The 23,595-nt window shown below is 65.2% G+C and carries 25 protein-coding genes; 2 read left to right on the top strand and 23 right to left on the bottom strand.

Going from position 1 to position 23,595, the window contains the following annotated elements; all coding sequences use genetic code 11:
- Positions 1-153: 153 nt before the first annotated feature.
- From AB4Z32_RS26095 to rpsF, 7 genes are all read right to left on the bottom strand, one after another.
- The gene (locus tag AB4Z32_RS26095) at positions 154-1,164 is read right to left on the bottom strand and encodes an anion permease (RefSeq protein WP_442124762.1); all 1,011 of its coding nucleotides are present in this window, start codon (positions 1,162-1,164) and stop codon (positions 154-156) included.
- Between the two features lie 21 nt (positions 1,165-1,185).
- Positions 1,186-1,812: a DUF47 domain-containing protein gene (locus AB4Z32_RS26090; protein WP_047823888.1), complete on the bottom strand. Its 627-nt coding sequence runs from the start codon at positions 1,810-1,812 to the stop codon at positions 1,186-1,188.
- A gap of 119 nt (positions 1,813-1,931) precedes the next feature.
- The gene (locus tag AB4Z32_RS26085; protein WP_047823886.1) at positions 1,932-3,317 is read right to left on the bottom strand and encodes a replicative DNA helicase; all 1,386 of its coding nucleotides are present in this window, start codon (positions 3,315-3,317) and stop codon (positions 1,932-1,934) included.
- Between the two features lie 117 nt (positions 3,318-3,434).
- On the bottom strand, positions 3,435-3,887 hold the full coding sequence (rplI, locus tag AB4Z32_RS26080) for a 50S ribosomal protein L9 (protein WP_442124761.1): 453 nt from the start codon (positions 3,885-3,887) through the stop codon (positions 3,435-3,437).
- Positions 3,888-3,920: 33 nt separating this feature from the next.
- Positions 3,921-4,211 carry a 30S ribosomal protein S18 gene (gene rpsR / locus AB4Z32_RS26075; RefSeq protein WP_036249492.1) on the bottom strand — a complete coding sequence of 97 codons (291 nt, stop codon included), beginning with the start codon at positions 4,209-4,211 and terminating at the stop codon, positions 3,921-3,923.
- A gap of 19 nt (positions 4,212-4,230) precedes the next feature.
- Positions 4,231-4,515, bottom strand: coding sequence for a primosomal replication protein N (priB, locus tag AB4Z32_RS26070; protein ID WP_442124760.1), 285 nt, complete (start codon positions 4,513-4,515; stop codon positions 4,231-4,233).
- Positions 4,516-4,548: 33 nt separating this feature from the next.
- The gene (rpsF, locus tag AB4Z32_RS26065; RefSeq protein ID WP_036232978.1) at positions 4,549-4,932 is read right to left on the bottom strand and encodes a 30S ribosomal protein S6; all 384 of its coding nucleotides are present in this window, start codon (positions 4,930-4,932) and stop codon (positions 4,549-4,551) included.
- Positions 4,933-5,215: 283 nt separating this feature from the next.
- On the opposite strand from rpsF, the gene lexA reads away from it, so the two are divergent.
- Positions 5,216-5,857 (top strand): transcriptional repressor LexA, encoded by a 642-nt coding sequence (lexA, locus tag AB4Z32_RS26060; protein ID WP_442124759.1) that lies wholly within the window; start codon positions 5,216-5,218, stop codon positions 5,855-5,857.
- A 105-nt stretch (positions 5,858-5,962) separates the two neighbouring features.
- On the opposite strand, the gene AB4Z32_RS26055 is transcribed toward lexA, so the two are convergent.
- The 11 genes from AB4Z32_RS26055 to AB4Z32_RS26005 form a co-directional block, all read right to left on the bottom strand.
- Entirely contained in the window at positions 5,963-6,727 is a 765-nt protein-coding gene (locus tag AB4Z32_RS26055) for a tetratricopeptide repeat protein (protein ID WP_442124758.1), read from the bottom strand.
- 74 nt (positions 6,728-6,801) lie between these two features.
- The gene (locus AB4Z32_RS26050) at positions 6,802-7,611 is read right to left on the bottom strand and encodes a tetratricopeptide repeat protein (protein ID WP_442124757.1); all 810 of its coding nucleotides are present in this window, start codon (positions 7,609-7,611) and stop codon (positions 6,802-6,804) included.
- Positions 7,612-7,631: 20 nt separating this feature from the next.
- A complete protein-coding gene (locus tag AB4Z32_RS26045) occupies positions 7,632-8,435 on the bottom strand; it encodes a tetratricopeptide repeat protein (RefSeq protein WP_442124756.1) in 804 nt (267 codons plus the stop codon).
- An 82-nt stretch (positions 8,436-8,517) separates the two neighbouring features.
- Positions 8,518-9,759, bottom strand: a complete 1,242-nt coding sequence (locus AB4Z32_RS26040) for a cystathionine gamma-synthase family protein (protein ID WP_442124755.1) — start codon at positions 9,757-9,759, stop codon at positions 8,518-8,520.
- A gap of 58 nt (positions 9,760-9,817) precedes the next feature.
- Positions 9,818-11,341, bottom strand: coding sequence for an amidophosphoribosyltransferase (gene purF, locus AB4Z32_RS26035; RefSeq protein ID WP_442124754.1), 1,524 nt, complete (start codon positions 11,339-11,341; stop codon positions 9,818-9,820).
- A 31-nt stretch (positions 11,342-11,372) separates the two neighbouring features.
- Entirely contained in the window at positions 11,373-11,861 is a 489-nt protein-coding gene (locus AB4Z32_RS26030; protein WP_442124753.1) for a CvpA family protein, read from the bottom strand.
- A gap of 4 nt (positions 11,862-11,865) precedes the next feature.
- Complete coding sequence (locus AB4Z32_RS26025; RefSeq protein WP_442124752.1) at positions 11,866-12,900, bottom strand: SPOR domain-containing protein; 1,035 nt, start codon at positions 12,898-12,900, stop codon at positions 11,866-11,868.
- 11 nt (positions 12,901-12,911) lie between these two features.
- Positions 12,912-14,210 carry a bifunctional tetrahydrofolate synthase/dihydrofolate synthase gene (gene folC, locus AB4Z32_RS26020; RefSeq protein ID WP_442124751.1) on the bottom strand — a complete coding sequence of 433 codons (1,299 nt, stop codon included), beginning with the start codon at positions 14,208-14,210 and terminating at the stop codon, positions 12,912-12,914.
- A 54-nt stretch (positions 14,211-14,264) separates the two neighbouring features.
- Positions 14,265-15,137: an acetyl-CoA carboxylase, carboxyltransferase subunit beta gene (gene accD, locus AB4Z32_RS26015; RefSeq protein ID WP_442124750.1), complete on the bottom strand. Its 873-nt coding sequence runs from the start codon at positions 15,135-15,137 to the stop codon at positions 14,265-14,267.
- 89 nt (positions 15,138-15,226) lie between these two features.
- Positions 15,227-15,622, bottom strand: a complete 396-nt coding sequence (locus AB4Z32_RS26010) for an ASCH domain-containing protein (RefSeq protein WP_442124749.1) — start codon at positions 15,620-15,622, stop codon at positions 15,227-15,229.
- Complete coding sequence (locus AB4Z32_RS26005; RefSeq protein WP_442124748.1) at positions 15,619-16,089, bottom strand: winged helix-turn-helix transcriptional regulator; 471 nt, start codon at positions 16,087-16,089, stop codon at positions 15,619-15,621. The genes AB4Z32_RS26010 and AB4Z32_RS26005 overlap by 4 nt, the downstream gene beginning before the upstream one ends.
- A 108-nt stretch (positions 16,090-16,197) precedes the next feature.
- Between AB4Z32_RS26005 and AB4Z32_RS26000 the strand changes: the two genes are divergently transcribed.
- Positions 16,198-17,397 (top strand): MFS transporter, encoded by a 1,200-nt coding sequence (locus tag AB4Z32_RS26000; protein WP_442124747.1) that lies wholly within the window; start codon positions 16,198-16,200, stop codon positions 17,395-17,397.
- A 58-nt stretch (positions 17,398-17,455) separates the two neighbouring features.
- Here AB4Z32_RS26000 and trpA read toward each other — a convergent pair whose 3' ends face one another.
- From trpA to AB4Z32_RS25975, 5 genes are all read right to left on the bottom strand, one after another.
- Positions 17,456-18,256 carry a tryptophan synthase subunit alpha gene (trpA, locus tag AB4Z32_RS25995; protein ID WP_442124746.1) on the bottom strand — a complete coding sequence of 267 codons (801 nt, stop codon included), beginning with the start codon at positions 18,254-18,256 and terminating at the stop codon, positions 17,456-17,458.
- A gap of 13 nt (positions 18,257-18,269) precedes the next feature.
- Complete coding sequence (gene trpB, locus AB4Z32_RS25990) at positions 18,270-19,529, bottom strand: tryptophan synthase subunit beta (protein ID WP_442124745.1); 1,260 nt, start codon at positions 19,527-19,529, stop codon at positions 18,270-18,272.
- Complete coding sequence (locus AB4Z32_RS25985) at positions 19,513-20,208, bottom strand: phosphoribosylanthranilate isomerase (protein ID WP_442124744.1); 696 nt, start codon at positions 20,206-20,208, stop codon at positions 19,513-19,515. Before AB4Z32_RS25985 ends, trpB begins: the two co-directional genes overlap by 17 nt.
- 78 nt (positions 20,209-20,286) lie before the next feature.
- Positions 20,287-21,087: a tRNA pseudouridine(38-40) synthase TruA gene (truA, locus tag AB4Z32_RS25980; protein ID WP_442124743.1), complete on the bottom strand. Its 801-nt coding sequence runs from the start codon at positions 21,085-21,087 to the stop codon at positions 20,287-20,289.
- 10 nt (positions 21,088-21,097) lie between these two features.
- A partial coding sequence (locus tag AB4Z32_RS25975) for a FimV/HubP family polar landmark protein (protein WP_442124742.1) occupies positions 21,098-23,595 on the bottom strand: 2,498 nt, incomplete at its 5' end.

Here is a 23,595-nt window from a genome sequence, read left to right as displayed (position 1 = left end):
TATCGTCCCCTGTGTTGTTATCGGTAGCAAAAGCCACTATGTAATATTACTACTAGCGATAGCAAAAAAGACAAGGACGTTTGTTGCGTGGCGTGCACAAGCAAAAAGGGCGGGATTCGCATCCCGCCCTTCTCATCCGAAGCGATTATCGCGTTACAGGACGTGGGTACCGATCCACCAGGCAATCGCAGCCATGAAGGCCGAGGCCGGGATCGTGAAGACCCATGCCCACACGATGTTGCCGGCCACGCCCCAGCGCACCGCCGACGCCTTCTGCGCCGAGCCGACGCCGACGATGGCGCCGGTGATGGTATGGGTAGTCGACACCGGCACGCCGATCGCGCTGGCCAGGAACAGGGTGATGGCGCCGCCCGATTCGGCGCAGAAGCCGCCGACGGGTTTGAGCTTGGTGATCTTCTGGCCCATGGTCTTGACGATGCGCCAGCCGCCGAACAGGGTGCCCAGCGAGATCGCCGTGTAGCAGGAGATGATCACCCACAGCGGCGGCACCGTGTCGCTGGCCTGCGAGACGCCGGCCGCGATCAGCAGCATCCAGATGATGCCGATGGTCTTCTGGGCGTCGTTGCCGCCGTGGCCCAGGCTGTAGGCCGCGGCCGAGACCAGCTGCAGGCGGCGGAACCAGGTGTCGACCTTGCGCGGCGGGGTCTTCACGAAGATCCAGGACACCGCCAGCATCACGATCGAACCGAGCAGGAAGCCCAGCAGCGGCGACAGGATGATCCAGGTCACGGTCTTGAGCAGGCCGCCGCCGACCAGGGCGCCGGTGCCCGACTTAGCCACCGCCGCGCCCACCAGGCCGCCGATCAGGGCGTGCGAGGACGAGGACGGGATGCCGTAGTACCAGGTGACCACGTTCCAGACGATCGCGCCGACCAGGGCGCCAAACACCACGTACTGGTCGACGATGTGCGGATCGACGGTCCCCTTGCCCACCGTGGACGCGACGTGCACGCCGACGGTGAAGATGGCGACGAAGTTGAACAGCGCGGACATGGCGACCGCGGTCTGGGGTTTCAGCACCCCGGTCGACACCACCGTCGCGATCGCGTTGGCGGCATCGTGGAAACCATTCATGAAGTCGAAGACCAGCGCTAGAAAGATGAGCAGGCCCAGCACGTAGACGCTGATTAAAAGATGATCCATATTGTTTTTATTGTTCTGGTCTTACGCGTTTTCGACGATGATGCCTTCGATGATGTTGGCGACATCCTCGCAGCGGTCGGTGACGGTTTCCAGGATCTCGTAGATGGCCTTCATCTTGATCAGGTTGCGCACGTCCGGCTCGTCGCGGAACAGCTTGGACATCGCCGCGCGCATCACGTGGTCGGCGTCCGATTCCAGGCGGTCGATCTCTTCGCAGATCGCGACCATCTTCTGGGCGTTGTCCATGTTGTGCAGCATGCCGACGGCCTGCTGGACCTTTTCGCAGCAGGCCAGGCACAGCTCGGCCAGGCGCTTGGCTTCCGGCGTCACGGCGTGCAGGTCGTACAGCGAGATGGTCTGGGCGGCGTCCTCCATCATGTCGAGGATGTCGTCCATGCGGGTGATCAGCTTGTGGATGTCGTCACGGTCCAGCGGGGTGATGAAGGTCTTGTGCAGCAGGTCGACGCAAGCGTAGGTGATCTTGTCCGCCTGTTTTTCGATGCTCTCCACAGCGTGGGTGCGGTTTTCCAGGTCGTCGAAGTTGGTCATCAGGCCGACCATTTCTTGTGCGCCCTTCACGCACAGGGCCGCGTGCTGGTTGAAGAGGTCGAAAAATTTGCCCTCAGTGGGCATCAGGCGTCCAAACATAGGTTCTCCGTTGTAAATCTCTTGGAACTTCTTTAAAGGCCGCGGAGGGATCAGAGCCCGGTGTTGCTTTTAAAAGGGCTCTGACCCCGGTGTTAAGCCGCGACAGTTTTTGTATCGGCTTAATCGCCCTGATAAATGCTAAGGCTGCCGCTGTAATTCCCGAACTTGGTATACATACCCATCCAGGTCAGTCGCACCGCCCCGATCGGGCCGTTACGCTGTTTGCCGATAATGATCTCGGCGGTACCTTTATCGGGCGAGTCCGGGTTATAGACTTCGTCGCGGTACAGGAAGATGATGACGTCCGCGTCCTGCTCGATAGCGCCCGATTCGCGCAGGTCGGACATGACCGGGCGCTTGTTCGGGCGTTGTTCCAGCGATCGGTTCAGCTGGGACAACGCGATCACCGGACAGCCCAGCTCCTTGGCCAGGCCCTTCAGGCTACGCGAAATTTCCGAAATTTCCGAAGCCCGGTTGTCGCCCGGCTTGGAACCCTGCATCAGCTGCAGGTAGTCGACGATGATCAGGCCGAGCTTGCCACATTGGCGGGCCAGGCGGCGCGCGCGGGCGCGCATTTCGATCGGGTTCAGCGCCGGCGTCTCGTCGATGAAGATCTGGGCGTCGTTCATCTTCTGGATCGCGTGCGTCAGGCGCGGCCAGTCCTCGTCGATCAGCTTGCCGGTACGCAGGCGGTGCTGGTCGAGCTGGCCGATCGAGCCGAGCATACGCATGGCGAGCTGGGTGCCGCCCATCTCCATCGAGAAGATCGCGACCGGCAGGCCGGCCTCGACCGCGACGGCTTCGCCGATGTTGACCGAGAATGCCGTTTTACCCATCGACGGACGGCCGGCGACGATCACGAGGTCGCCCGGCTGCAGGCCGGAAGTCATCTTGTCGAGGTCGATGAAGCCGGTCGGGACGCCGGTGATCTCGCCCTGGTTTTCGCGCGAGTAGAGTTCGTCGATGCGCTCGACCACCTGGGTCAGCAGCGGCTGCACAGGCAGCCAGCCCTGGGCGCCGCGGGCGCCCTGCTCGGCGATCGCGAAGATGCGCGATTCGGCTTCGTCGAGGATCTGCTTGACCTCGGCGCCCTGGGGATTGAAGGCCTTGGCCGAGACTTCGTCGGCGACGGTGATGAGCTGGCGCAGCACGCCGCGGTCGCGSACGATCTCGGCGTAACGGCGGATGTTGGCRGCGGAYGGCGTRTTYTGCGCCATCGCATTGAGGTACTGCAGCCCGCCCACTTCCTCGGCCTTGCCGAGCTGGACGAGCGATTCGTACACGGTGATCACGTCGGCAGGTTTGCCAGCATTGATCAGGCGGACCATCTGTTCGAAGATGATCCGGTGGTCGTAGCGGTAAAAGTCCTCCGCATGCATGAAATCGGCAATGCGGTCCCACGCCGCGTTATCGCGCAGCAGGCCGCCGATGACGGACTGTTCTGCTTCGATGGAATGCGGGGGAATGCGGAGCGACTCGATCTGCGGGTCTGCTGGGGTGTTCATGGCCGACATTATACCTTTTCCGCATCGCCGGCTGAAATGATTGGTGATTTTCCAAGCATAAAAAAAGCCGGGCAAGCCCGGCTTTTTTCATTCCTGCAACAGATGTTGCTGGATTATTTAGGCAGCTTCGCCCACGACTGCAACAGTCACGTCGACGACGACGTCGGTGTGCAGTGCGACGGCAACCGGGTGCTCGCCGGTGGTCTTCAGCGGGCCGGTCGGCATGCGCACGTTGGCCTTTTCGACGGCGAAACCTTGCTTGCTCAGGGCTTCAGCGATGTCGAAGTTGGTCACGGAACCGAACAGACGGCCGTCCACGCCAGCTTTCTGGGCGATGGTGATGGTCATGCCGTTCAGCTTGTCGCCCTGGCCTTGAGCGGCTGCCAGTTTCTCGGCGGCTGCTTTTTCCAGTTCGGCGCGCTTGACTTCGAACTCGGCCACGGCCGATTCGGTTGCACGGCGGGCTTTCTTTTGCGGGATCAGGAAGTTACGTGCGTAACCGTCCTTGACCTTGACGACGTCGCCCAGGTTGCCGACGTTGACGACTTTTTCCAGCAGGATGACTTGCATATTATTCTCCAGTATACGTGTCGTGACCGACGATTAAGCGTTGTGCAGGTCGGTGTACGGCAGCAGGGCCAGGTAGCGGGCGCGCTTGATGGCGGTGTCCACTTGGCGCTGGTAGTGCGCCTTGGTACCGGTCAGGCGTGCCGGCATGATCTTGCCGTTTTCCTGGACGAAATCCTTCAGGGTGTCGACGTCTTTGTAGTCAACCTGTTCCACGCCTGCAGCGGTGAAGCGGCAGAACTTCTTGCGCTTGAACAGCGGGTTCTGCTGTTTACGCTTCAGTTTTTCCTTGGCTTTGTTTTTGTCGAACTTTTTACCGAATGCCATTTTAGGCTCCTGTATCTATCTAAATGAAATCAATGATGTGAAACACCAGGGCTTTGCTGTTGCGGTTCTTCCTGGCCATGAACCCTCGAAACTCGTAGACGGCACCGAGTTCGGCGTCGGCAAATCGCTTCGAAACATCGCCCGCGGCCAGCGCGGTGATCTCGAATTCGACCTGCCTGGCAATCCCTGCTTCCACCTGCTGCGATCCATGTTGCAGGATGCCGCTGACGATGGGGATGCCGGCCGGGGTGTAGCGCAGGGCATCGCGTTCCGCGATGCTTGCGACCAGCAACAGCTCGTTCACTGCCCTTGCGCGCTTCTTTCTTAAGATTAAGAATTAAGCGGCTGCGGCCGGAGCAGCTGCCTGCTCGGCGCGATGGCTCTTGGCTGCGTCTTCGCGCTGCACCGATTTCATCATCGGCGACGGCGCGGTTTCGGCCTTCTTCATCTTGACGGTCAGGTGACGCAGCACGGCATCATTGAATTTGAATGCGGTTTCCAGCTCGACCAGGGTCTCGTTGTCGCACTCGATGTTCATGCAGATGTAGTGTGCCTTCGGCAGCTTCTGGATCTGGTAAGCCATTTGACGGCGGCCCCAGTCTTCGACGCGGTGGATGTTACCGCCGCGCGAGGTGACCGTGGTCTTGTAGCGCTCGATCATCGCCGGAACCTGCTCGCTCTGGTCCGGGTGGACGATAAACACGATTTCATAATGACGCATGCAACACTCCTTAAGGACGTTTAAACAAATGCCCACCTCGGCGTCAAGACGAGTGTGGGAAGGGAAAGCCCGACATTATAACCGCAAAAACGTCAAGAGCTCAATCGCCATTTCGAGGCCGCGTTGGCGGCCCGGCTTGCCTACCGAGCATCGGCTGTGCCCGGCAGGCAAAAAAAACCGGCAAATCGCACGGATTCCCCTTGCGCCCGGCGCAATACTGTACAAAAATACAGGGTATCGGGTTCGCCCCGCACTACCGCTCACCTACGAATTAATCTTTGACATGCTCAAGCTCACCGCACGGCAAGAACAGATCCTCAACCTGATCAAGGAAGCGATCGACAACACCGGTTTCCCGCCGACCCGCGCCGAAATCGCGCAGGAGCTGGGCTTCCGCTCGGCCAATGCGGCCGAGGAACACCTGCAGGCCCTGGCCCGCAAGGGCGCGATCGAAATCTCCCCCGGCACCTCGCGTGGCATCCGCCTGGTCGGCGCCGCAGCCGAACCCGCTCCGGCACCGGCAGTCCCGGCCGCCCTGCTGATGTCGCTGCCGCTGGTCGGCCGCGTCGCCGCCGGTTCGCCGATCCTGGCCCAGGAACACGTCGAGGCCACCTACTCGGTCGACCCGGCCATGTTTTCGAGCAAGCCCGACTTCCTGCTGAAGGTCAAGGGCTGGTCGATGCGCGACGCCGGCATCTGCGACGGCGACTTCCTGGCCGTCAAGAAAGTGGATTCGGCAAAGAACGGCCAGATCGTGGTCGCCCGCATCGGCGACGAAGTCACCGTCAAGCGCTACCGCAAGAGCGGCGGCACCATCGAACTGCTGCCGGAAAACCCGGACTTCTCCGTCATCACGGTCGATCCGCACACCGACGAGTTCGCGCTCGAAGGCCTGGCCGTCGGCCTGCTGCGCTCTTGGCACTGAGCTGGCACTAAGCCGGCACCGAGCCGGCACTAATTTTTGCCACTTGGCAAAATAAACGCCCCGCCCGGCTTGCGCCTGCGGGGCGTTTCTCATTCGGCGGACGGCTTACTTCGTGCCTGCGCCGTTATAGTTGTTCTTGCGCGCTTCCAGGTCCTTCTCGCGTTCGGGCGTCGGCCCGCTCTTGACGATCTCGTTGTGCTGGCTGACATAGGCGTCGGTGGCGTCGCGCCAGACCGTGAAGTCGGCCACGACCATCTTGGCGCTGATCCTGGCGTCTTCCGACAGCCCCTCCTGCACCGCGTCCAGGTGCTTGCTTGCCGTCTCGTATTCGGCCTTGGTCATCAGTTTACGGATGTCCTCGGGAATACGCTTGCTCAGCGGGGTGACCGCATTCAGGTGCTCGGCATAGCGGTTGTAGCAATCCTGCCAGGTCTTCATCTTCGCGCTGTAGCGGTCGATCTCCTCGGTCTGGCGCGACACCGCCGGGAAGCGCGGCGCCGGGCAGCGGTACTCGTCGGTACGGACATCCGAGCCGTCGTATTTCGTCATCCAGTAGTCGATGTCGGCGCGGCGGACCTCGCGCTGCTTCATCATCTCGAGCGAGGCGATGGCGACGGCATTGCCTTTGGCCGCCGCCTTGCGGAACCAGGCGGTGGCCTTGTCCATGTCGATGGCGCCGGCTTCGCCGTAAAAATACATTTCGCCCAGGTGCTGCTGGGCCGTGACGTTGCCGGCATTGGCCAGCCTGGTGTACTTCTGCAGGGCTTCTGGATAAGCCTTCTTGGCGAACAGGGCGTCGGCATCGGCCAGCTCGTCGGCACGGACGGAGCCGGCCGCCAGCAATGCGACGCATAACAGGAGAGTCTTCATGGAAAAGAGCTGTGAAGCAGGGCTGTGAAAAAGAAATTTATCATACCCCCACAGCCCTGCCAGCTCAACAATCCTTACTTGTTGCCGCCCCACGAACGCTGCGGACGCGGCGCCTGCTCCCCCATTTTACGCAGGTAGGAATCATTGGCTTCCCGTGCGTGCTGTTGCTCGTCGTTATGGCGGCGCTTGTCGTCCTCGGTCCTGGCGTTCGCCTCGTTGACAAACTTTTCGGTGGCCGCGTACCAGGCGTCACGGTCGCCGGCAAAGGCCAGCGCCTCGGCCTGGCGGCGCATGGCGGCGCCCGTCAGGGCATCGTTGACGCGGCCGGCCGCCTGCTCGGCCTCACGCGGACTCATCAACTTGAAGACGTCGGGCGGGATACGTTTGCTGCCTTGCGGCGCCTGCTTCACGTTGGCGACGAAATCGTTGTGGCAGGTTTCCCACTGGGCGATCTCGGCCTGGATGCGGTTAATTTCCTCATTGGTCCTGGAGACCACCGGAAGCTTCGGTATCGGGCAGGCAAACTTGCCCGATACCAGCTCCTCGCCCTTGTAGCCGCCGGTCCAGTAAGCCAGGTCGGCGGCGCGCTCCTCGCGCTGCTTCAGGATCGCCAAGGTCTCCTTCGCGCCGCCATGCCCGCCGGTGGCGGCCTTCTGCAGCCAGGCCTGCGACTTGCCCAGGTCGGGCGCGGTGCCGTTGCCATGCCAGTACATCTCGCCCAGGCGGAACTGCGCCTCGGCATTGCCGGCGTTCGCCAGCTTCGTCAAGATCGGCAAGGCCTTGTCGTATTCCTTCGCGCGCAAGGACTTTTCGGCATCGCCCAGATCGTCGGCCCGCGCCATCCCGGCGGCCAGCATCAGCACCGCAAATGCAAGTCGTTTCATCGTCGCTCCCGATACAAGCCTTATTTGCCGGTCGACGCGGGCTGGGCAAAGGTGGCGCCCTGCGTGACCCTGCGGTTGTATTCGTTGCTGGCATCGGCCGCGCGCCGGTTCTCGACGTCGAGCTGGCGCTTGTTCGCCTCGCTCTTGGCATTCGATTCCGCCACGAAGGACTGGGTTGCCGTGTACCAGGCGTCGCGCTCCGAGGTGAAATTCAGCGCCTCGGCCTGGCGGCGGCTGATCACGGCCACCGTGACGTCATCGATGCGGGAGGCGGCCTGCTCGGCTTCGTGCGGGCTCATCAGCTTGAGGATGTCGGCCGGGATGCGCTTGACGCCCGGCGGCGCCTGGTTCACGCCGGCCACGAAGTCGTTGTAGCAGGTTTCCCATTGCGCGATCGCGGTGCTGACCCGGTTGATGTCCTCATTGGTCTTCGACACCTGCGGGATCTTCGGCATCGGGCAGGCGTACTTGCCCGTCACCAGGTCATCGCCCTTGTAGCCGGTCCAGTAAGCCAGGTCGCCGGCACGCTGTTCGCGCTCCTTGAGGACCGCCAGCGACTCCTTCGCGCCGCCATGGCCGGACGCTGCGGCCTTCTGCAGCCAGGCCTGCGACTTGCCCATGTCGACCGCGGTGCCGTCGCCATACCAGTACATTTCGCCCAGGCGGAACTGCGCTTCGGCATTGCCGGCGTTCGCCAGCTTCGTGTAGATCGGCAAGGCCTTGCCGTATTCCTTGGCGCGCAAGGCTTTTTCGGCATCGCCGAGATCGCCGGCCCAGGCCATCCCGGCGGCCAGCATCAGCACCGCAAATGCAAGTCGTTTCATCGTCTCTCTCCACATGATTGGTGAGAGCGATCATAGACTTGCCTTTGTTTTATGACAATTCGCTATGGATAAAACGCCGTGTTCAGTCGGCCAGCGCGTTGCCGAAGTCGGCCAGCAGGTCCGCCGTATCCTCGATGCCCACCGACACCCGGATCAGGGATTCGGCGATGCCCATGCTGGCGCGGCGCTCCGGCCCCATCTCGAAGAAGATCGTGTGCGCGACCGGGATCACCAGGGTGCGGGTGTCGCCCAGGTTGCTGGCCGGGATCGCGATCTGCAGGCGGTTCAGGTAGTCGAAGCAGTCGATGCCCTCCTTCAGCTCGAAGCTAAACAGCGAGCCGTAGGCACGGAACAGGCTGGTAGCGATGCCGTGCTGCGGGTGCGAAGGCAGGCCCGGGTAGTGGACGGCGGCGACGCGCTGGTCGACTTCCAGCATCTTCGCCAGCGCCAGCGCGTTGGCGCAGGTGCGGTCCATGCGCAGGGCCAGGGTCTCGGCGCCGACGGCGATGTGGTGGGCGGCCTCCGGCGCCAGCGAGGCGCCGAAGTCGCGCAGCGATTTGGCGCGCAGCTGGGCCATACCCTGGGCCTTGGCCGGCTGCTTGCGGAAGTTCGGCGCGATGTTCGGATAGGCGCTCCAGTCGTACAGGCCGGTGTCCGTCAGGGCGCCGCCCAGCGCCATGCCGTGGCCGCCGATCGACTTGGTCAGCGAATTGACCACCAGGCCGGCGCCGACCGCCTTCGGGCGGAACAGCCAGGGCGTGGTCATGGTGTTGTCGACCACGTAGAGGATGCCGCGCTGGCGGCACAGCTCGCCGATGCGCGCGAGATCCGCGATCTGAGTGCGCGGATTGGCGATGGTCTCGACGAACACCAGGCGCGTGTTGGGCTGCAGCGCCGCTTCGACGTTGGCGACGTCGGTGGCATCGACGAAGGAGACCTCGGTGCCCTGCCCCGCCACCGTGTTCCACAGGCTGTTGGTATTCCCGAACAGGAAGCTGGACGAGACCACGTGGTCGCCTTCCTTCAGCAGCGCCTGGGCCAGCGCGCCGATCGCTGCCATGCCGGTGGCGAAGCACAGGGTGGCGACGCCGTCTTCCATCTTGGTGATCTTGTCTTCCAGCGCCGACACCGTCGGGTTGCCCTGGCGGCCGTAGCGGAAGCCCGGTTCCTTGCCCTGGAAGACCGAGGCCAGCTGGCGCGCGTCGCCATAGCCGAAGGCCACCGAGGTGTGGATGGGCTTGTGCAGCGAGCCCTGCTCGATGGTCTTGCGGCGGTCGTTGTGGAGGATGGTGGTGGTGAAGCCGTAGTTGTTCGTGTCGCTCATGATCGTGTCGGTACAAATGAAAACGGGCGCCCGAGGCGCCCGTACGATGATACGTGATTTACTCCGCCGCTACCGGCGGGTTCAGATTCAGCTGGGTCCGCACCAGATCCTCGGACGACTTGCCCGAGCTCTTGTGGCGGTGGTTCTCCAGCCTGTCCAGGTACTCCGGCGAGATGTCGCCGGTGATGTAGACGCCGTCAAAGCAGGACGCCTCGACGCTGGTCAGCGCCGGATTCACGTCCATGATCGATTTCTTCAGCGCCTCGATGTCCTGGTAGACCAGGCGGTCGGCCGTGATCTCGCGGCACACCTCTTCCACGGTGCGGCCGTGGGCGATCAGCTCGTCGCGGGTCGGCATGTCGATGCCGTACACGTTCGGGTACAGCACCGGCGGCGCGGCCGAGGCGAAGAAGACCTTGCGGGCGCCCGCTTCACGCGCCATCTGCACGATCTCGCGGCTGGTGGTGCCGCGCACGATCGAGTCGTCGACCAGCAGCACGTTCTTGTCCTTGAACTCGGAAGCGATCGCGTTCAGCTTCTGGCGCACCGACTTCTTGCGCATGCCCTGGCCCGGCATGATGAAGGTGCGGCCGATGTAGCGGTTCTTGATGAAGCCTTCGCGGTACTCGACGCCCAGTTTCAGCGCCAGCTGGATCGCGGCCGGACGCGAGGAGTCCGGGATCGGCATCACGACGTCGATTTCCTCGACCGGGATCTCCTCGCGGATCTTGTCGGCAAGGTATTCGCCCATGCGCAGGCGGGTCGCGTAGACCGAGGCGCCGTCGATGACGGAGTCAGGACGGGCCAGGTAGACGTATTCGAAGGCGCAGGGATTCAGCGACGGGTTCTCGGCGCACTGGCGCGAATGCAGCTGGCTGGCGTCGTCGATGAAGACCGCCTCGCCCGGCGCGATGTCGCGCACGAAGCGGAAGCCCAGGCCCTCGAGCGCCACCGATTCGCTGGCGACCAGGTATTCGGGGCCGTTCTCAGTCTCGTTCACGCCCAGGCACAGCGGACGGATGCCGAAGGGGTCGCGGAAGGCCAGCAGGCCGTGGCCGGAGATCTGGGCGATCACGGCATAGGCGCCGCGCACGCGCTTGTGCACCATGGCAACCGCCTTGAAGATGGCATCCGGATCCAGCGAGTAGCCGTCGGCGGCGGTCTGGATCTCGTGGGCCAGCACGTTCAGCAGCACTTCCGAATCGGAACCGGTGTTCACGTGGCGGCGGTCGATGCGGAACAGCTCGTCCTTGAGCTGGGCCTGGTTGGTCAGGTTGCCGTTGTGCGCCAGCGTGATGCCGAACGGCGCGTTCACATAGAACGGCTGCGCCTCCTCTTCGCTGGACGAGCCGGCGGTCGGGTAGCGGCAGTGGCCGATGCCGGAATTACCCATCAGCGAGCGCATGTTACGGGTGCGGAACACGTCGCGCACCAGGCCGTTGGCCTTGTACATCGAGAACATGCTGCTATGGTTGGTTGCGATACCGGCCGCATCCTGGCCGCGATGCTGCAGCAGCAGCAATGCGTCATACAGCAACTGGTTGACGGGGGCTTGCGAGACGACGCCGACGATGCCACACATGGTGCGCTCCTAAACAGCTGATAATGAAAAATTAATACTGCACGTGCTGCGCGAAGGCAGCCGGCAAGAAAGGCTTGACCGTGCGCGCCCCGGTTTCCGCCATGGGAGAGAGCAACGCGTTTTTCCAGAAAGCCTGTTGGGGAATGGAAGTCATCCCACACAATATGACGCCGGCCAGCACGATTACAATCCCCCGGCCCAGTCCGAACAGGCCGCCGAGTCCGCGGTCGGCCAGCGAGAGGCCGGAAGCCTCGATCAGCGCGCCGATCGCCAGGGCCAGCAGGCCCATCAGTACACGTACGCCCAGGAATAGTGCAACGAAAGCAAGGATCAGCCTCAGCGACTCGCCCGGAACCACCGATGGTAGCATGGGCGCCAGCTTCGCACCGAAGGCGTTCGCCACCACGAAGGCTGCGACCCAGCTCACCAGGGACAGGATTTCCTTCACCAGCCCACGCATGGTGCTGATGACGACCGACGAGATCAGGATGAACAGGACGATGTAATCGAAAATCGTCACGGCTTCAAACAGGGGTCATGAAGCCCGACAGGCCGATGCGGCCCAGCTTGGCGCGCACTTTCTCGGCCTCGTCCTTGCTCAGGGGGCCGATCTTCACCTTGATCAGTTCGCCGGCCTTTTCGGTGTGCGAATTGATGCCGGCGCCATGCAGTTTCGCCTGCAGTTCGGCGGCCTTTTCCTGGCTCGACAGCGCCGCGACCTGCACCACGAATTTCTGCGAGCCGGCGTCGGCCGGCTGTTTGTCCTTCTCGGCCTTGTCGGTCTTGTCCGCGCCCTTCCCTTCGAGGATGGCGAGGGCACGCACGTCGTCGCGCGGCTTGACGGGCTTGTCCTCGAGCTTCGGCTTGTCTTCGCTCTTCGGCTTGACCGGCTTGTCGGCCTTCTCGGCCGGCTTGTGCTCGGGCCTGGGTTCCGGCTTGTGTTCGGGCCTGGCTTCCTGCTTCGGCTCGGCCTTCGGCTTGGGCGGCTCCGGCTTGTGTTCGGGCTTGTGTTCGGGCTTGGGCAGCTCGGCCGCGCCCTGCGGCTTCGCGGCGGCGGCCACGGCGGGTTTCGACGCGGATTTCGAGACCGGCGGCATCTGGACGATTTCCTCGTCCTTGCCGACGCTGTCCTCGGCGGCCACGGCGGCCACGGTCCTGTCGCGCGCGCTCGCCGGTCCGGCTTGCGCGGCGGGAGCCGAGGGATCGGCCGGCACCGGCAGCGGCACCGCCTTGTCCTTGGACGGGATCTGGATCGCGATGTCGCCTGCCAGCGTCTTGTTCGGTTGGGAATCGAGCAGCATCGGCAGGCCGACGGCGGCCGCCAGCGCCAGCGCGATAGCCCCCACCAAGCGGCGCCGCGCCCGCTTCTTCTCGGGCAGCAAAGGGTCGTTGCCGGTGCCGCGTCCGCGCGTGCTGCCGGCGACGGCGCCCGCGCTGGAGGCACGCTTGGAACGGGCGCGTTCGCCGATTGCGGCGTCGTCGTCCTTGCTGTAGAAACGGCCGCTGTCCTCGGCAGCGCGGCCTTGCTTGTTTTTACCGAAGAACGAGAACAAGCCCATGCGTTGTCAGGTCAATGAAGAGAGGATTTACGGGCCGCCATCACGCCAGCCACGGTATGGAACGAGCCAAAGACCACTATTCTATCATCCTGTCCGGCCCGGCTTGTTGCGTCCTGGAAGGCCGCGCCCGGATCGGCGAAGGTTTTTACCGAAAACTCGTCCGGTTTGACGCCCGCCGGCTTCTTCGCCTCCAGCTTTGCCGCCAGTTCCGCGGGATCGGCCGAACGCGGTGACGGCAGCGCCGTCACGCACCAGTGGTCGACGTAGGGCGCCATGTGCTCGATGACGGCGTCGATGTCCTTGTCCTGCATGATGCCGAACACGGCGTAGGTGAAGCGGTGGTAGCCCATATTGCTCAGGTTCTGGGCCAGGGTCGCCGCCGCGTGCGGATTGTGGGCCACGTCCAGCACCGTGGTCGGACGGCCCGGCAGCACCTGGAAACGGCCCGGCAGCTCGACCATGGCGAGGCCGGCGCGCACTTCCTGCGCGCCCACCGGCAGCCGCAGGCGCAGCGATTCCAGCGCGGCCAGTGCGGCCGAGGCGTTCAGCAGCTGGTTGGCGCCGCGCAGGGCCGGATAGGCCAGCGAGTTGCGGCGCTGCGAACGGCCGCCGAAGGCCCACTGCTGCTTGTCGCCCTGGTAGTTGAAGTCGCGGCCGATCAGCCACAGGTCGGCTTTGACGTCCTCGGCATGCTTGATGAGAGAGGCCGGCGGCTGCGGATCGCTGCAGATCGCCGGCTTGCCCGGCCTGAAGATGCCGGCCTTCTCGAAGCCGATCTCTTCGCGCGTCTCGCCCAGGTAGTCCTTGTGGTCGATGTCGATGCTGGTGACGATGGAGACGTCGGCGTCGATCACGTTGACGGCGTCGAGGCGTCCGCCCAGGCCGACTTCGAGGATGGCGACGTCGATCTCGCTGGTGGCCAGCAGGTGCATGATGGCCAGCGTGGTGAACTCGAAATAGGTCAGGTCGACGTCGCCGCGCGCCGCTTCGACCACGTCGAAGGCGGACACCAGGGCTTCGTCGCTGGCCATCTCGCCGTTGATGCGGGCGCGCTCGTTAAAGTCGAGGAAGTGCGGCTTGATATACAGGCCGGTACGGTAGCCGCCCTGCAGCAGCATGGCTTCCAGCATGGCGCAGGTGGAACCCTTGCCGTTGGTGCCGGCCACCATGATCACGGGGCAGGAAAAGGCGAGCTGCATGCGCTCCTTGACGGCGCGTACGCGGTCCAGGCCCATGTCGATGTGGATTTCGGCATGGCGCGACTCCAGCAGCGCCAGCCAGTCGGGCAAGGTGGTCGGTAATGTGGACATGGCGGGAAAAGTACGGCGCGCGGCAGGAGTGATCCGGCCGCGCAGGAAGATGATTTAGGCGATGACGTCGGCCGGCTGGCTTTGCAGCAGGGCGAGCAGGTGAGCGATCTCTTCGCGCATCTTGCGGCGGTCGACGATCATGTCGATGGCGCCCTTCTGCACCAGGAACTCGGCGCGCTGGAAGCCTTCCGGCAGCTTTTCGCGCACGGTGTTCTCGATCACGCGCGGGCCGGCAAAGCCGATCAGGGCCTTCGGTTCGGCGATCACGACGTCGCCCATGAAGGCGAAGGAAGCGGAGACGCCGCCCATGGTCGGGTCGGTCAGCACGCTGATGAACGGCAGCTTCTTCTCGGAGAGCTTGGTCAGCATCGCGGTGGTCTTGGCCATCTGCAGCAGCGACAGCAGGCCTTCCTGCATGCGGGCGCCGCCGGTGGCGGTGATGCAGATGAAGGGCACCTTCTGCTCCAGGGCCACCTGGGCGCCGCGGGCGAAACGCTCGCCGACCACGGAACCCATCGAGCCGCCCATGAATTCGAATTCGAAGCAGGCGACGACGACAGGCAGGCTCATGATCGAACCGCCTTGCACGATCATGGCATCGGTTTCGCCGGTGGCGTCCATGGCCTGCTTGAGACGGTCGGGGTACTTCTTGCTGTCCTTGAACTTCAGGGTGTCGACCGGCAGCGCGTCCTGGCCGATCTCATAGCGGCCGCCTTCGTCCAGCAGCGCGTCGAGACGCGCGCGGGCGCGGATGCGCATGTGATGGCTGCACTTCGGGCAGACGTGCAGGTTCGATTCGAGGTCGGTACGGTAGAGCACCGATTCGCACGACGGACACTTGACCCACAGGCCCTCGGGCATGGTCTGCTTTTTGGCGGCATCGGAGCGCTGGATCCGGGGGGGCAGCAGTTTTTCCAACCAACTCATGTGTTCTCCTTTGCGGCAATTCTGGATTTGCGCGTAGTGTACCGATTCAGGTTCGGCTTGTCGAATTCTTGCTGGTAAGACCTTAGCTTCTATGCAAGGTTGATGACTTCGACAAGTTCGAAGTGCAGGGTCACGAATTCGAAATCCGCATGCAGCTCGTATTGCGGCAGGCAGGCGATGTGCACGTCCTGGAATTCGCGCGCGCTGGCGAATCCTTCGCCACGCCATACCTCTTCCGGAATCTCGCCGAAGAGGATGCGCTGCACCTTGGTCGCGCGGATCAGGCAGCGCAGCCGCTGCCTCAGGTCGTAGACCTCGATCAGGTCGCCCGCTGCGTAGCTGCCGTCGCCGTATTCGCCGTAGGGCTTGTAGTAGTCCTCGACGGTGTCGGCGGTGACGGTCTTCCGCCCTGCCATGACGGCGCGAGGCAGGCTGTCGTCGTCTTCGTGGGCGCCCCAGAAGGTCAGGCGTTTGCGCCTGTTCATCGTTCTTGCGGCGCTTCGGCCGGTCTCAGTTTGCGCACCTCGGTCTCGTCGGCCGAAATCGCATGGCCATCGTCCGCCAGGGGCAGCATGGCACGCAGGGGCTTGCCGGTCTTCGTTTCGACCAGTTCGGAGTGCGCTTCCCCTTCGCCGAACAGATAGTGCTCTCCCCACTGGCGCAAGGCCACCACGACCGGAAACAGGCTCCGGCCCTTTGCCGTCAGCACGTATTCCTGGTGCGCGCCGCCGCCGCTGCCGGCCTGCATGGCGAGGATGCCGGCATCGAGCAGGCGGTGCAGGCGGTCGGACAGGATGTTCCGCGCGATGCCGAGGCTGCGCTGGAAGTCGCTGAAGCGCCGCACGCCGTCGAAGGCATCGCGCACGATCAGCAGCGACCAGCGGTCGGCGACGATGCCCGCCGAGCGCGCCACCGGACAGGGCTCGGGATTGGCTGGATTCGGTTGGTTCATCTCGCCGGGAGGGGAAGGTTGATGTCGGTTGCATTTTAAAACCATAAGCCTTAAGCTGCAAACGGTTTCAATTTGAAACCAAAAATGAATCCAACCTGGAGAAACCGCATGGGCGCTTCCCTTCCGCACATCACCCTGCCGCGTGCCACCGTCCTGCTGTTCGCCTGCGCCGCCGGCCTGAGCGTGGCCAACGTCTACTACGCCCAGCCCTTGCTGGACGCGCTGGCGCGCGAGTTCGCCATTCCCGGCGCGGCCGTCGGCAGCATCGTCACCGCCACCCAGGCCGGCTGCGCCCTCGCCCTGCTGCTGGTCGTCCCGCTGGGCGACCTGATCGAGCGCCGCCGCCTGATGCTGGCGCAGGCGCTGATGCTGGCCGCGGCCCTGGTCGCCGTCGGGACGGCGAGGACCAGCGCGATCCTGCTGGCGGCGATGCTGCTGACCGGCCTGTTCGGCACCGCCATGACGCAGGGGCTGATCTCGTATGCCGCCAGCGCCGCGGCCGACGAGGAACGCGGACGGGTCGTCGGCACGGCCCAGGGCGGCGTCTTCATCGGCCTGCTGCTGGCGCGCGTGCTGGCCGGCGGCATCAGCGATCTCGCCGGGTGGCGCAGCGTGTACCTGTGCTCGGCCGCGCTGACCCTTGTGCTGGCGGCCCTGCTGTGGCGCGGCTTGCCGGCACTCGGCGCCGCACGAAGCACGATGCGCTACCGGAGCCTGATCGCCTCCATGTTCACGCGCCTGGGGCGCGACCGGACACTCCAGGTCCGTGGCATGCTGGCCTTGCTGATGTTCGCCGTCCTGAACATCTTCTGGAGCGCCCTCGTGTTGCCGCTGAGCGCTCCACCGTATGGCTTGTCGCACACCGCCATCGGCGCCTTCGGGCTCGCGGGCGCGGCCGGCGCACTCGCCGCGATCTGGGCCGGCCGGCTGGCGGACCGCGGCCACGAAGGGCCGGTCAGCGCCGCCGCCCTGCTGGTGCTGGCGGTCGCATGGTTGCCGCTGGCCTGGATGGACAGCTCGCTGTGGGCGCTGATCGGCGGCATCGTCCTGCTCGACCTCGGCGGCCAGGCGATCCACGTCACCAACCAGAGCCTGATTTTTCGCGCCTCGCCCGAAGCGCACAGCCGCCTCGTCGGCGCCTACATGCTGTTCTATGCGGTCGGAAGCGGGATCGGCGCCCTGGCCTCGACGGCCAGCTATGCGGGCGCGGGCTGGCGCGGCGTGTGCCTGCTCGGCGCCGGCGTCAGCCTGGCGGCGCTGGCGTTCTGGGTACTGACCCGCAAATTCACGGCCGGCGGGGACGCCTGAGACAGAACGAAAAACCGGGGCGCGTGGCCCCGGTCTGTTTGCTGCAAATAGATCCCGCTTACTTGCCGTCGAGCGCAGCGCGGATGCCGGCGACGAAAGCCCGCACGGCCTCCGGACCTTTTTCCTTCGGCGTGTTCTCCAGCTCCTGGATGATGCGGCTGCCGATCACCACCGCATCCGCCACCGCCGCCACCGACTTCGCCGTCTGCGCATCGCGGATGCCGAAGCCGACGCCGATCGGCAGTTTCACATGCTCGCGGATCGCCGCCACGCGGCGCGCGACGTCTGCCGTGTCGATGCCGCCGGCGCCGGTCACGCCTTTCAGCGAGACGTAGTAGCTGAAACCGCCGCCGTGGCGCGCCACCTGCTTCACGCGCTCGACCGTCGAGGTCGGGGCCAGCAGGAAGATCAGGTCGAGGTCGTTCGCCTTCATCTCGGCCGCGAAGGCTTCGCATTCTTCCGGCGGATAATCGACCACGATGGCGCCGTCGGCGCCCGCGGCTTGCGCGCGGCGGATGAATTCCGAAGGACCCATGCGCTCGATCGGGTTGGCATAGCCCATCAGGACCACCGGCGTGCGCTGGTCGGTCTTGCGGAATTCAAGCACGTAGTCGAAGACGTCGTTCATGCTGATGCCGAAGATCAGCGCGCGTTCGCAGGCGCGCTGGATCACCGGGCCTTCGGCCATCGGGTCGGAGAACGGGACGCCGAGTTCCAGCACGTCGGCGCCGCCGGCCACCAGGGCGTGCATGATCGGCACGGTGAGGTCAGGACCCGGGTCGCCGGCCGTGACGAAGGTGACGAGGCCGGTCCTGCCCTGCTGTTTCAGGGTGTCGAAAGTCTGTGCGATTCTGGACATGTTCGTCTCCCCATCAACCGAAGTTCAGGCCGGCGCGCTGCGCGACCGTGTGCATGTCCTTGTCGCCGCGGCCGGACAGGTTCACCAGGATGATCTGGTCATTGGCGAGCGTCGGCGCCAGCTTGGCCGCGTACGCGATCGCGTGCGAGGATTCCAGCGCCGGGATGATGCCCTCGATGCGGCAGCAGTCGTGGAAGGCCTGCAGCGCTTCCTCATCGGTGATCGAGACGTACTGGGCGCGCTCGATGTCCTTCAGCCATGCGTGTTCGGGACCGACGCCCGGATAATCCAGGCCGGCCGAGACGGAATGGGTCTCGATGATCTGGCCGTTCTCGTCCTGCAGCAGGTAGGTGCGGTTGCCGTGCAGGACGCCGGGGAAGCCGGCGCTGAGGGAAGCCGCGTGCTTGCCGCTGTCGATGCCCTCGCCCGCCGCCTCGACGCCGACCAGCTTGACGCCGGCTTCGTCGATGTAGGGATAGAAGATGCCCATCGCGTTCGAGCCGCCGCCGATGCAGGCGACCACATAGTCCGGCTGGCGGCCGGTCATCTGCGGCATCTGCACGCGGCATTCCTCGCCGATCACGGACTGGAAGTCGCGCACCATCATCGGATAGGGGTGCGGGCCGGCCACCGTGCCGATGATGTAGAAGGTGTTTTCGATGTTGGTGACCCAGTCGCGCATGGCTTCGTTGAGCGCGTCCTTCAGGGTCTTCGAGCCGCTTTCCACCGGTACGACGGTCGCGCCCAGCAGCTTCATGCGGTAGACGTTCTGGGCCTGGCGCTTGACGTCTTCGCTGCCCATGTAGATCACGCATTCGAGGCCGAAGCGCGCGCAGATGGTGGCGGTGGCGACGCCGTGCTGGCCGGCGCCGGTCTCGGCGATGATGCGCGGCTTGCCCATGCGCTTGGCAAGCAGGGCCTGGCCGATCACGTTGTTGATCTTGTGGGCGCCGGTGTGGTTCAGGTCTTCGCGCTTGAAGAAGATCTGCGCACCGAGCTTGCCAACCGAGCCCTGTTGCGACCAGCGCTTGGCGTGGTAGACGGGCGACGGACGGCCGACGAAGTGCGCCAGCTCGTAGCGGAATTCTTCGAGGAACTCCGGATCCTGGCTGTAGCGCGCATAGGCTTCGTTCAGCTCGGCCAGGGCGTGGCTGAGGGTCTCGGCGACGAAGCTGCCGCCGTAGGGACCGAAGTGGCCGGAGGCGTCCGGCAGTTGATATTCAGGGGTCTTGAACAGGGCCTTGGCGCTGTTCTTTTCAGGTGCTTCCTTCATGGTGTGACTCGCTCGTTTCGGGTGATGCATCGGCAGCCCGCACCGCGTCGACGAACGCGGCTATCTTGCGGGCATCCTTGATCCCCTTGCTTTCCTCGACACCGCTACTGATGTCGACCGCAAAGGGACGTACGCGCATCACCGCGCCAGTCACGTTTTGCACGCTCAAGCCACCACTCAAAACGACCCGAGGCGCGAGCTCTTTTGGGATAAGAGACCAATCGAAGACCTTTCCTGCGCCGCCGTAGGCATCGACCCAGGTATCGAGCAGGAGGCCCGAGAACCAGGCGCTGGCGGCGCGGTATTGAGCTTCCGATTCTATCAAATCCAGGGCGCTGGTGTCAGGTTTCACGCGGTAGGCCCGCACGAAGGGACGCTTGACCGCGGCCGCGATCGCCGCGCACTGCTCGGCGGTTTCGTCGCCGTGGAACTGCAGCAGCGCGATCGGGCCGGCATCGACCGCTTCGCGCACCTGCTCCACGCCGGCGTTCACGAACAGGCCGACGCCGCTGACGAAGGGCGGCATGGCGGACGCCAGCGCAGCCAGCTGTTCGGGCGCGATGTAGCGCGGGCTCTTCGGGTAGAAGACGAAGCCGATGGCGTCGGCACCGGCAGCGACCGCGGCGCGCAGGTCCTGTTCGCGGGTGATGCCGCAGATTTTGATGCGGGTACGGGTCATTATTGTAGGGTGGGCTCGCCGAGCCCACGTGTGAGGTTAGCGTGATGCTGGCCTACGCGCGGGCACGGAGTGCCCACCCTACAGCCAAGGCAAGGGTGGAGTCGCCTCTTGAGGCAAGCCCCACTTCGGATCGTAGTCGATTGTAGCAAGATACAAACCGTCCGGCATGAAGGTCGGCGCCGCGGCGTCGCGCGAGCGGGCGGCCAGGACCTCGGCCATCCAGCCCGGCTCGTTGCGGCCGGTGCCCACGTAGATCAGCGAGCCGACGATGTTGCGGACCATGTGATGCAGGAAGGCGGAGGCGCGCACCGTGAACACGATGACGTCGCCGTGGCGCACAATGCTCACCTCGTGCATCTGCTTGACCGGCGAATTCGCCTGGCAGCCGGAGGCGCGGAAGCTGCTGAAGTCGTGGGTGCCGATCAGGTGCTGCGCCGCGTCAACCATGCGCTCGACGTCCAGCGGGCGGAACACCCAGCCGGCGCGTCCTGCCAGCAGGGCCGACGGGTTCGGATGGTTGTACAGCACGTAGTGGTAGGTGCGCGAGCGGGCCGAGAAGCGGGCGTGGAAATCCTGGCCTTCCGCGTCGGGCTCGACCACGTGCGCCCAGCGCACCACGATCGAATCCGGCAGGAAGGCGTTGGTGCCGCGCACCCAGGATTGCGTTGCGCGGTCGAGTTCCGTGTCGAAGTGGACGACCTGCTCGATCGCGTGCACGCCGGCGTCGGTGCGGCCGGCGCAGGTGGTGGCGAGCCTGGTGCAGGCAAACTTCTCGAGCGCGATCTCCAGCTGGTCCTGGACCGTGTCGCGCGAAGGCTGTTTCTGATAACCGTTCCAGGCGGTGCCGATGTACTGGACACCCAGGGCAATTCTTGTCACTCAGCCGGCCTCACACAAGCTGGGCGCGCATCGCGTTGGCCTTGGAGACCTGTTCGCCGCTGCCGCCCTTGATGACTTCTTCGAGCAGCTCACGCGCCCCCTCCTTGTCGCCGATTTCCTGGTAGGCGATGGCCAGGTCCAGCTTGGTTTCCATCTCCATGTGCGTGGCCGACATCTCGGCCGGCGCCGCCACCGTCTCGAGCTGCGGCGACGCAGCCTCTCCCGGCAGGTCGAGGTCGAAGCCGCCCAGGTCGAAGGCCGGCTCGACCTTCACCGGCTCCAGCATGCCGTGCGGCGCGTACTCGGCGGTTTCGACCGGGGCCGGGGTCGCGGCGGGCAGCTCGGGCAGGCCGAACAGTTCGTCTTCCAGCGACAGCGCGGGCGCCGGATCGGCAACCGGCGCGGCCGATTCCACCGCGGCCGGCTTGACCTCGTCGGCCAGGCCGAAGTCCATCGTGTCGAGGTCGAACAACGGATCCTTTAGCTCGGTGGCCGGGCTGGTCTCTTCCGGCGCGGCGGGCAGCGGCGGCAGGTCGAATTCCTTGGCCAGGTTGGCCATGTCGAAGTCGCTGTTCGCGAATTCGTTGTGCGCGTCGGCGGGCGCCGCGGCTATCTCCGATGCCGCGCCGGCGCCTGGGATGGTGTCGCCCAGGTCGAAGTCGCCGAACGGCAGGTCTTCCGCGGTCTCGAGCGGCTGGACTGCCGGCTGCGGCACCGGGTTCGCGGCCGGGGCGCCGAAGTCCATGTCGAAGGAGAAGTCGAGCGGCTCCTCGGCCGGCGCCGTGGCTGCGGTGGCCTCGACCGGTGCGGCATCCAAACCACCCATGTCGAAGTCGAGCACGTGGCCGTCGTCGTGCGCCTGGACCGGCTTCGGCTCCTCGGCCTGCACCGGCTCGAAGGCCAGGCCGCCGAGGTCGAAGTCCAGGGTGTGCTCGTCCTCGGCCGGGGCCGGCGCGGCGGCCGGGGCGAAGGTGTCAAGCTGGGCGGCCGGCTGTGCCGTGCCCATCGCGCCGGCGAAGTGCTGCTCGAAGCTCATCGGCTCATGGGCGGGAGCCGGCGCCGGGGTGGCGGTCAGGTCGGCGGCGCCGAAGACATCGTCGAAGTCCTTCGACAGCGATACGTGGGCGTCCGGGGCCGGCGCCGCGGCGGTGTCGACCTGGGCGGCGCCGGTCGCGTACAGCGGGTTCAGCGGATCGATGGACAGGCCCAGCGCGGCGGCCTGCGCCCACTCCTCGCCCTGGCCGCGGGTCATGCTGTACAGCTCCCCGGCCTGAGTTTCGAAGGCGCGCTGGTCCTTGCGGGCGGCGTAGATCTCGAGCAGCTTCAGGCGCACCGGGTAGCGTTCCGGATGGGTGCGCAGGGCTTCCTTCAGGATCTCTTCGGCCTGGGCGTCGCGGCCATAGGCGATGTAGACGTCGGCTTCGGCCACCGGATCGACCTCGTTGGTATCGAGCTGGCTGGCCGACGGCGCGAAGCTGGAATTGAACACGCTGTTGCTGGTGTCGATGCTCTGGCCGCCCGTCTCGGCGAACAGCGAGTGCGCCGGCTCGGTCGGCACGCCCATGACCGAGGGCTCGGCCACGGTCTTGACCACTTTCTTCTTGCGGCGCTGGGCAGCCAGCAGGCCGCCGAGCAGCAGCACGGCCGCGCCGCCGCCGACCAGCGGCAGGTTGTCCATGATGAAGTCGAGCAGGCCCGGCTCCGGTTTCGGCGCGGGCTTGGCGGCCGGCTTGATGGTCGCCAGCTTCTTCTGCGCCGGCTGGTCGTGCGGCGCTTCGTGGGCCGGAGCCGGAGCCTGAGCAGCCGGCGCCGATGCGGCGGCGTTCTGCTGGGCCTCGGCGCCGCCCTTGCTCTTGACGGTAGCCAGCTTCTCGAGATCGCTGACGTTGCGTTCCAGTTCCTTCACGCGGCGCTGGGCTTCTTCCAGCTCGCGCTGCCTGGCGATGGCGTCCTCGGTGCTCGTGGCAGCACCCTTGCCGGTGGCAAGCCCCGCGGCCGGCGCCTTCGACAGGCGCAGCTGGTCCTGGGACTCGTTGGCGGCGGTCGGGCGTTCCTCGACCTTGGCGGTGATCTTGCCGCCGGCGCTCTGGCCGGCCTGCGGGGTCTTGACCGGTTCCGCATTGCCGACCTGGCCGGCCAGCTTGTTGCGGTAGGCGTTGAAGTCGGCCGCATGCGCGACCACCACGCCATGGGCCTCGCCGTCGTTCAGCCCCTGCACGCTGTCGACGGACGGCACCGACAGGATGCGGCCCGACTTCAGGCGGTTCATGTTGTTGCCGACGAAGGCGTCCGGATTGGCGCGGTACAGCGCCACCAGCATCATGTCGAGCGAGACGTCGACCGGCTTGAGCTGGGCGGCGATGCGGCCCAGGCTGTCGCCCGGCTTGACGCGGTATTCGGAGGCGCCGCCGGCGGCAACGGCGGCCTGGCGGCTGCGGCGCGGACGTTCCGCTGCCTGCGGCGCCGGTGCCGCCGCGGATGCGGCCGGCGCTACGGCCGGCGTTTCCG

This window comes from Massilia sp. 2TAF26 (assembly GCF_052115005.1).
GTDB lineage: Bacteria > Pseudomonadota > Gammaproteobacteria > Burkholderiales > Burkholderiaceae_D > Telluria.
This window is presented reverse-complemented; position numbering and strand designations above follow the sequence as displayed.

Excerpts from the sequence above, each read along its gene's own strand:
- AB4Z32_RS26090 (WP_047823888.1), bottom strand. The coding sequence starts at position 1,812 with ATGTTTGGACGCCTGATGCCCACTGAGGGCAAATTTTTCGACCTCTTC.
- AB4Z32_RS26025 (WP_442124752.1), bottom strand. The coding sequence starts at position 12,900 with ATGGGCTTGTTCTCGTTCTTCGGTAAAAACAAGCAAGGCCGCGCTGCC.
- AB4Z32_RS26005 (WP_442124748.1), bottom strand. The coding sequence starts at position 16,089 with ATGAACCAACCGAATCCAGCCAATCCCGAGCCCTGTCCGGTGGCGCGC.
- AB4Z32_RS26050 (WP_442124757.1), bottom strand. The coding sequence starts at position 7,611 with ATGAAACGACTTGCATTTGCGGTGCTGATGCTGGCCGCCGGGATGGCG.
- trpA (WP_442124746.1), bottom strand. The coding sequence starts at position 18,256 with ATGTCCAGAATCGCACAGACTTTCGACACCCTGAAACAGCAGGGCAGG.
- AB4Z32_RS26040 (WP_442124755.1), bottom strand. The coding sequence starts at position 9,759 with ATGAGCGACACGAACAACTACGGCTTCACCACCACCATCCTCCACAAC.
- accD (WP_442124750.1), bottom strand. The coding sequence starts at position 15,137 with ATGAGTTGGTTGGAAAAACTGCTGCCCCCCCGGATCCAGCGCTCCGAT.
- AB4Z32_RS26055 (WP_442124758.1), bottom strand. The coding sequence starts at position 6,727 with ATGAAGACTCTCCTGTTATGCGTCGCATTGCTGGCGGCCGGCTCCGTC.
- AB4Z32_RS26095 (WP_442124762.1), bottom strand. The coding sequence starts at position 1,164 with ATGGATCATCTTTTAATCAGCGTCTACGTGCTGGGCCTGCTCATCTTT.
- rplI (WP_442124761.1), bottom strand. The coding sequence starts at position 3,887 with ATGCAAGTCATCCTGCTGGAAAAAGTCGTCAACGTCGGCAACCTGGGC.
- AB4Z32_RS25985 (WP_442124744.1), bottom strand. The coding sequence starts at position 20,208 with ATGACCCGTACCCGCATCAAAATCTGCGGCATCACCCGCGAACAGGAC.
- rpsF (WP_036232978.1), bottom strand. The coding sequence starts at position 4,932 with ATGCGTCATTATGAAATCGTGTTTATCGTCCACCCGGACCAGAGCGAG.
- AB4Z32_RS26045 (WP_442124756.1), bottom strand. The coding sequence starts at position 8,435 with ATGAAACGACTTGCATTTGCGGTGCTGATGCTGGCCGCCGGGATGGCC.
- rpsR (WP_036249492.1), bottom strand. The coding sequence starts at position 4,211 with ATGGCATTCGGTAAAAAGTTCGACAAAAACAAAGCCAAGGAAAAACTG.
- folC (WP_442124751.1), bottom strand. The coding sequence starts at position 14,210 with ATGTCCACATTACCGACCACCTTGCCCGACTGGCTGGCGCTGCTGGAG.
- purF (WP_442124754.1), bottom strand. The coding sequence starts at position 11,341 with ATGTGTGGCATCGTCGGCGTCGTCTCGCAAGCCCCCGTCAACCAGTTG.
- AB4Z32_RS26010 (WP_442124749.1), bottom strand. The coding sequence starts at position 15,622 with ATGAACAGGCGCAAACGCCTGACCTTCTGGGGCGCCCACGAAGACGAC.
- trpB (WP_442124745.1), bottom strand. The coding sequence starts at position 19,529 with ATGAAGGAAGCACCTGAAAAGAACAGCGCCAAGGCCCTGTTCAAGACC.
- lexA (WP_442124759.1), top strand. The coding sequence starts at position 5,216 with ATGCTCAAGCTCACCGCACGGCAAGAACAGATCCTCAACCTGATCAAG.
- AB4Z32_RS26000 (WP_442124747.1), top strand. The coding sequence starts at position 16,198 with ATGGGCGCTTCCCTTCCGCACATCACCCTGCCGCGTGCCACCGTCCTG.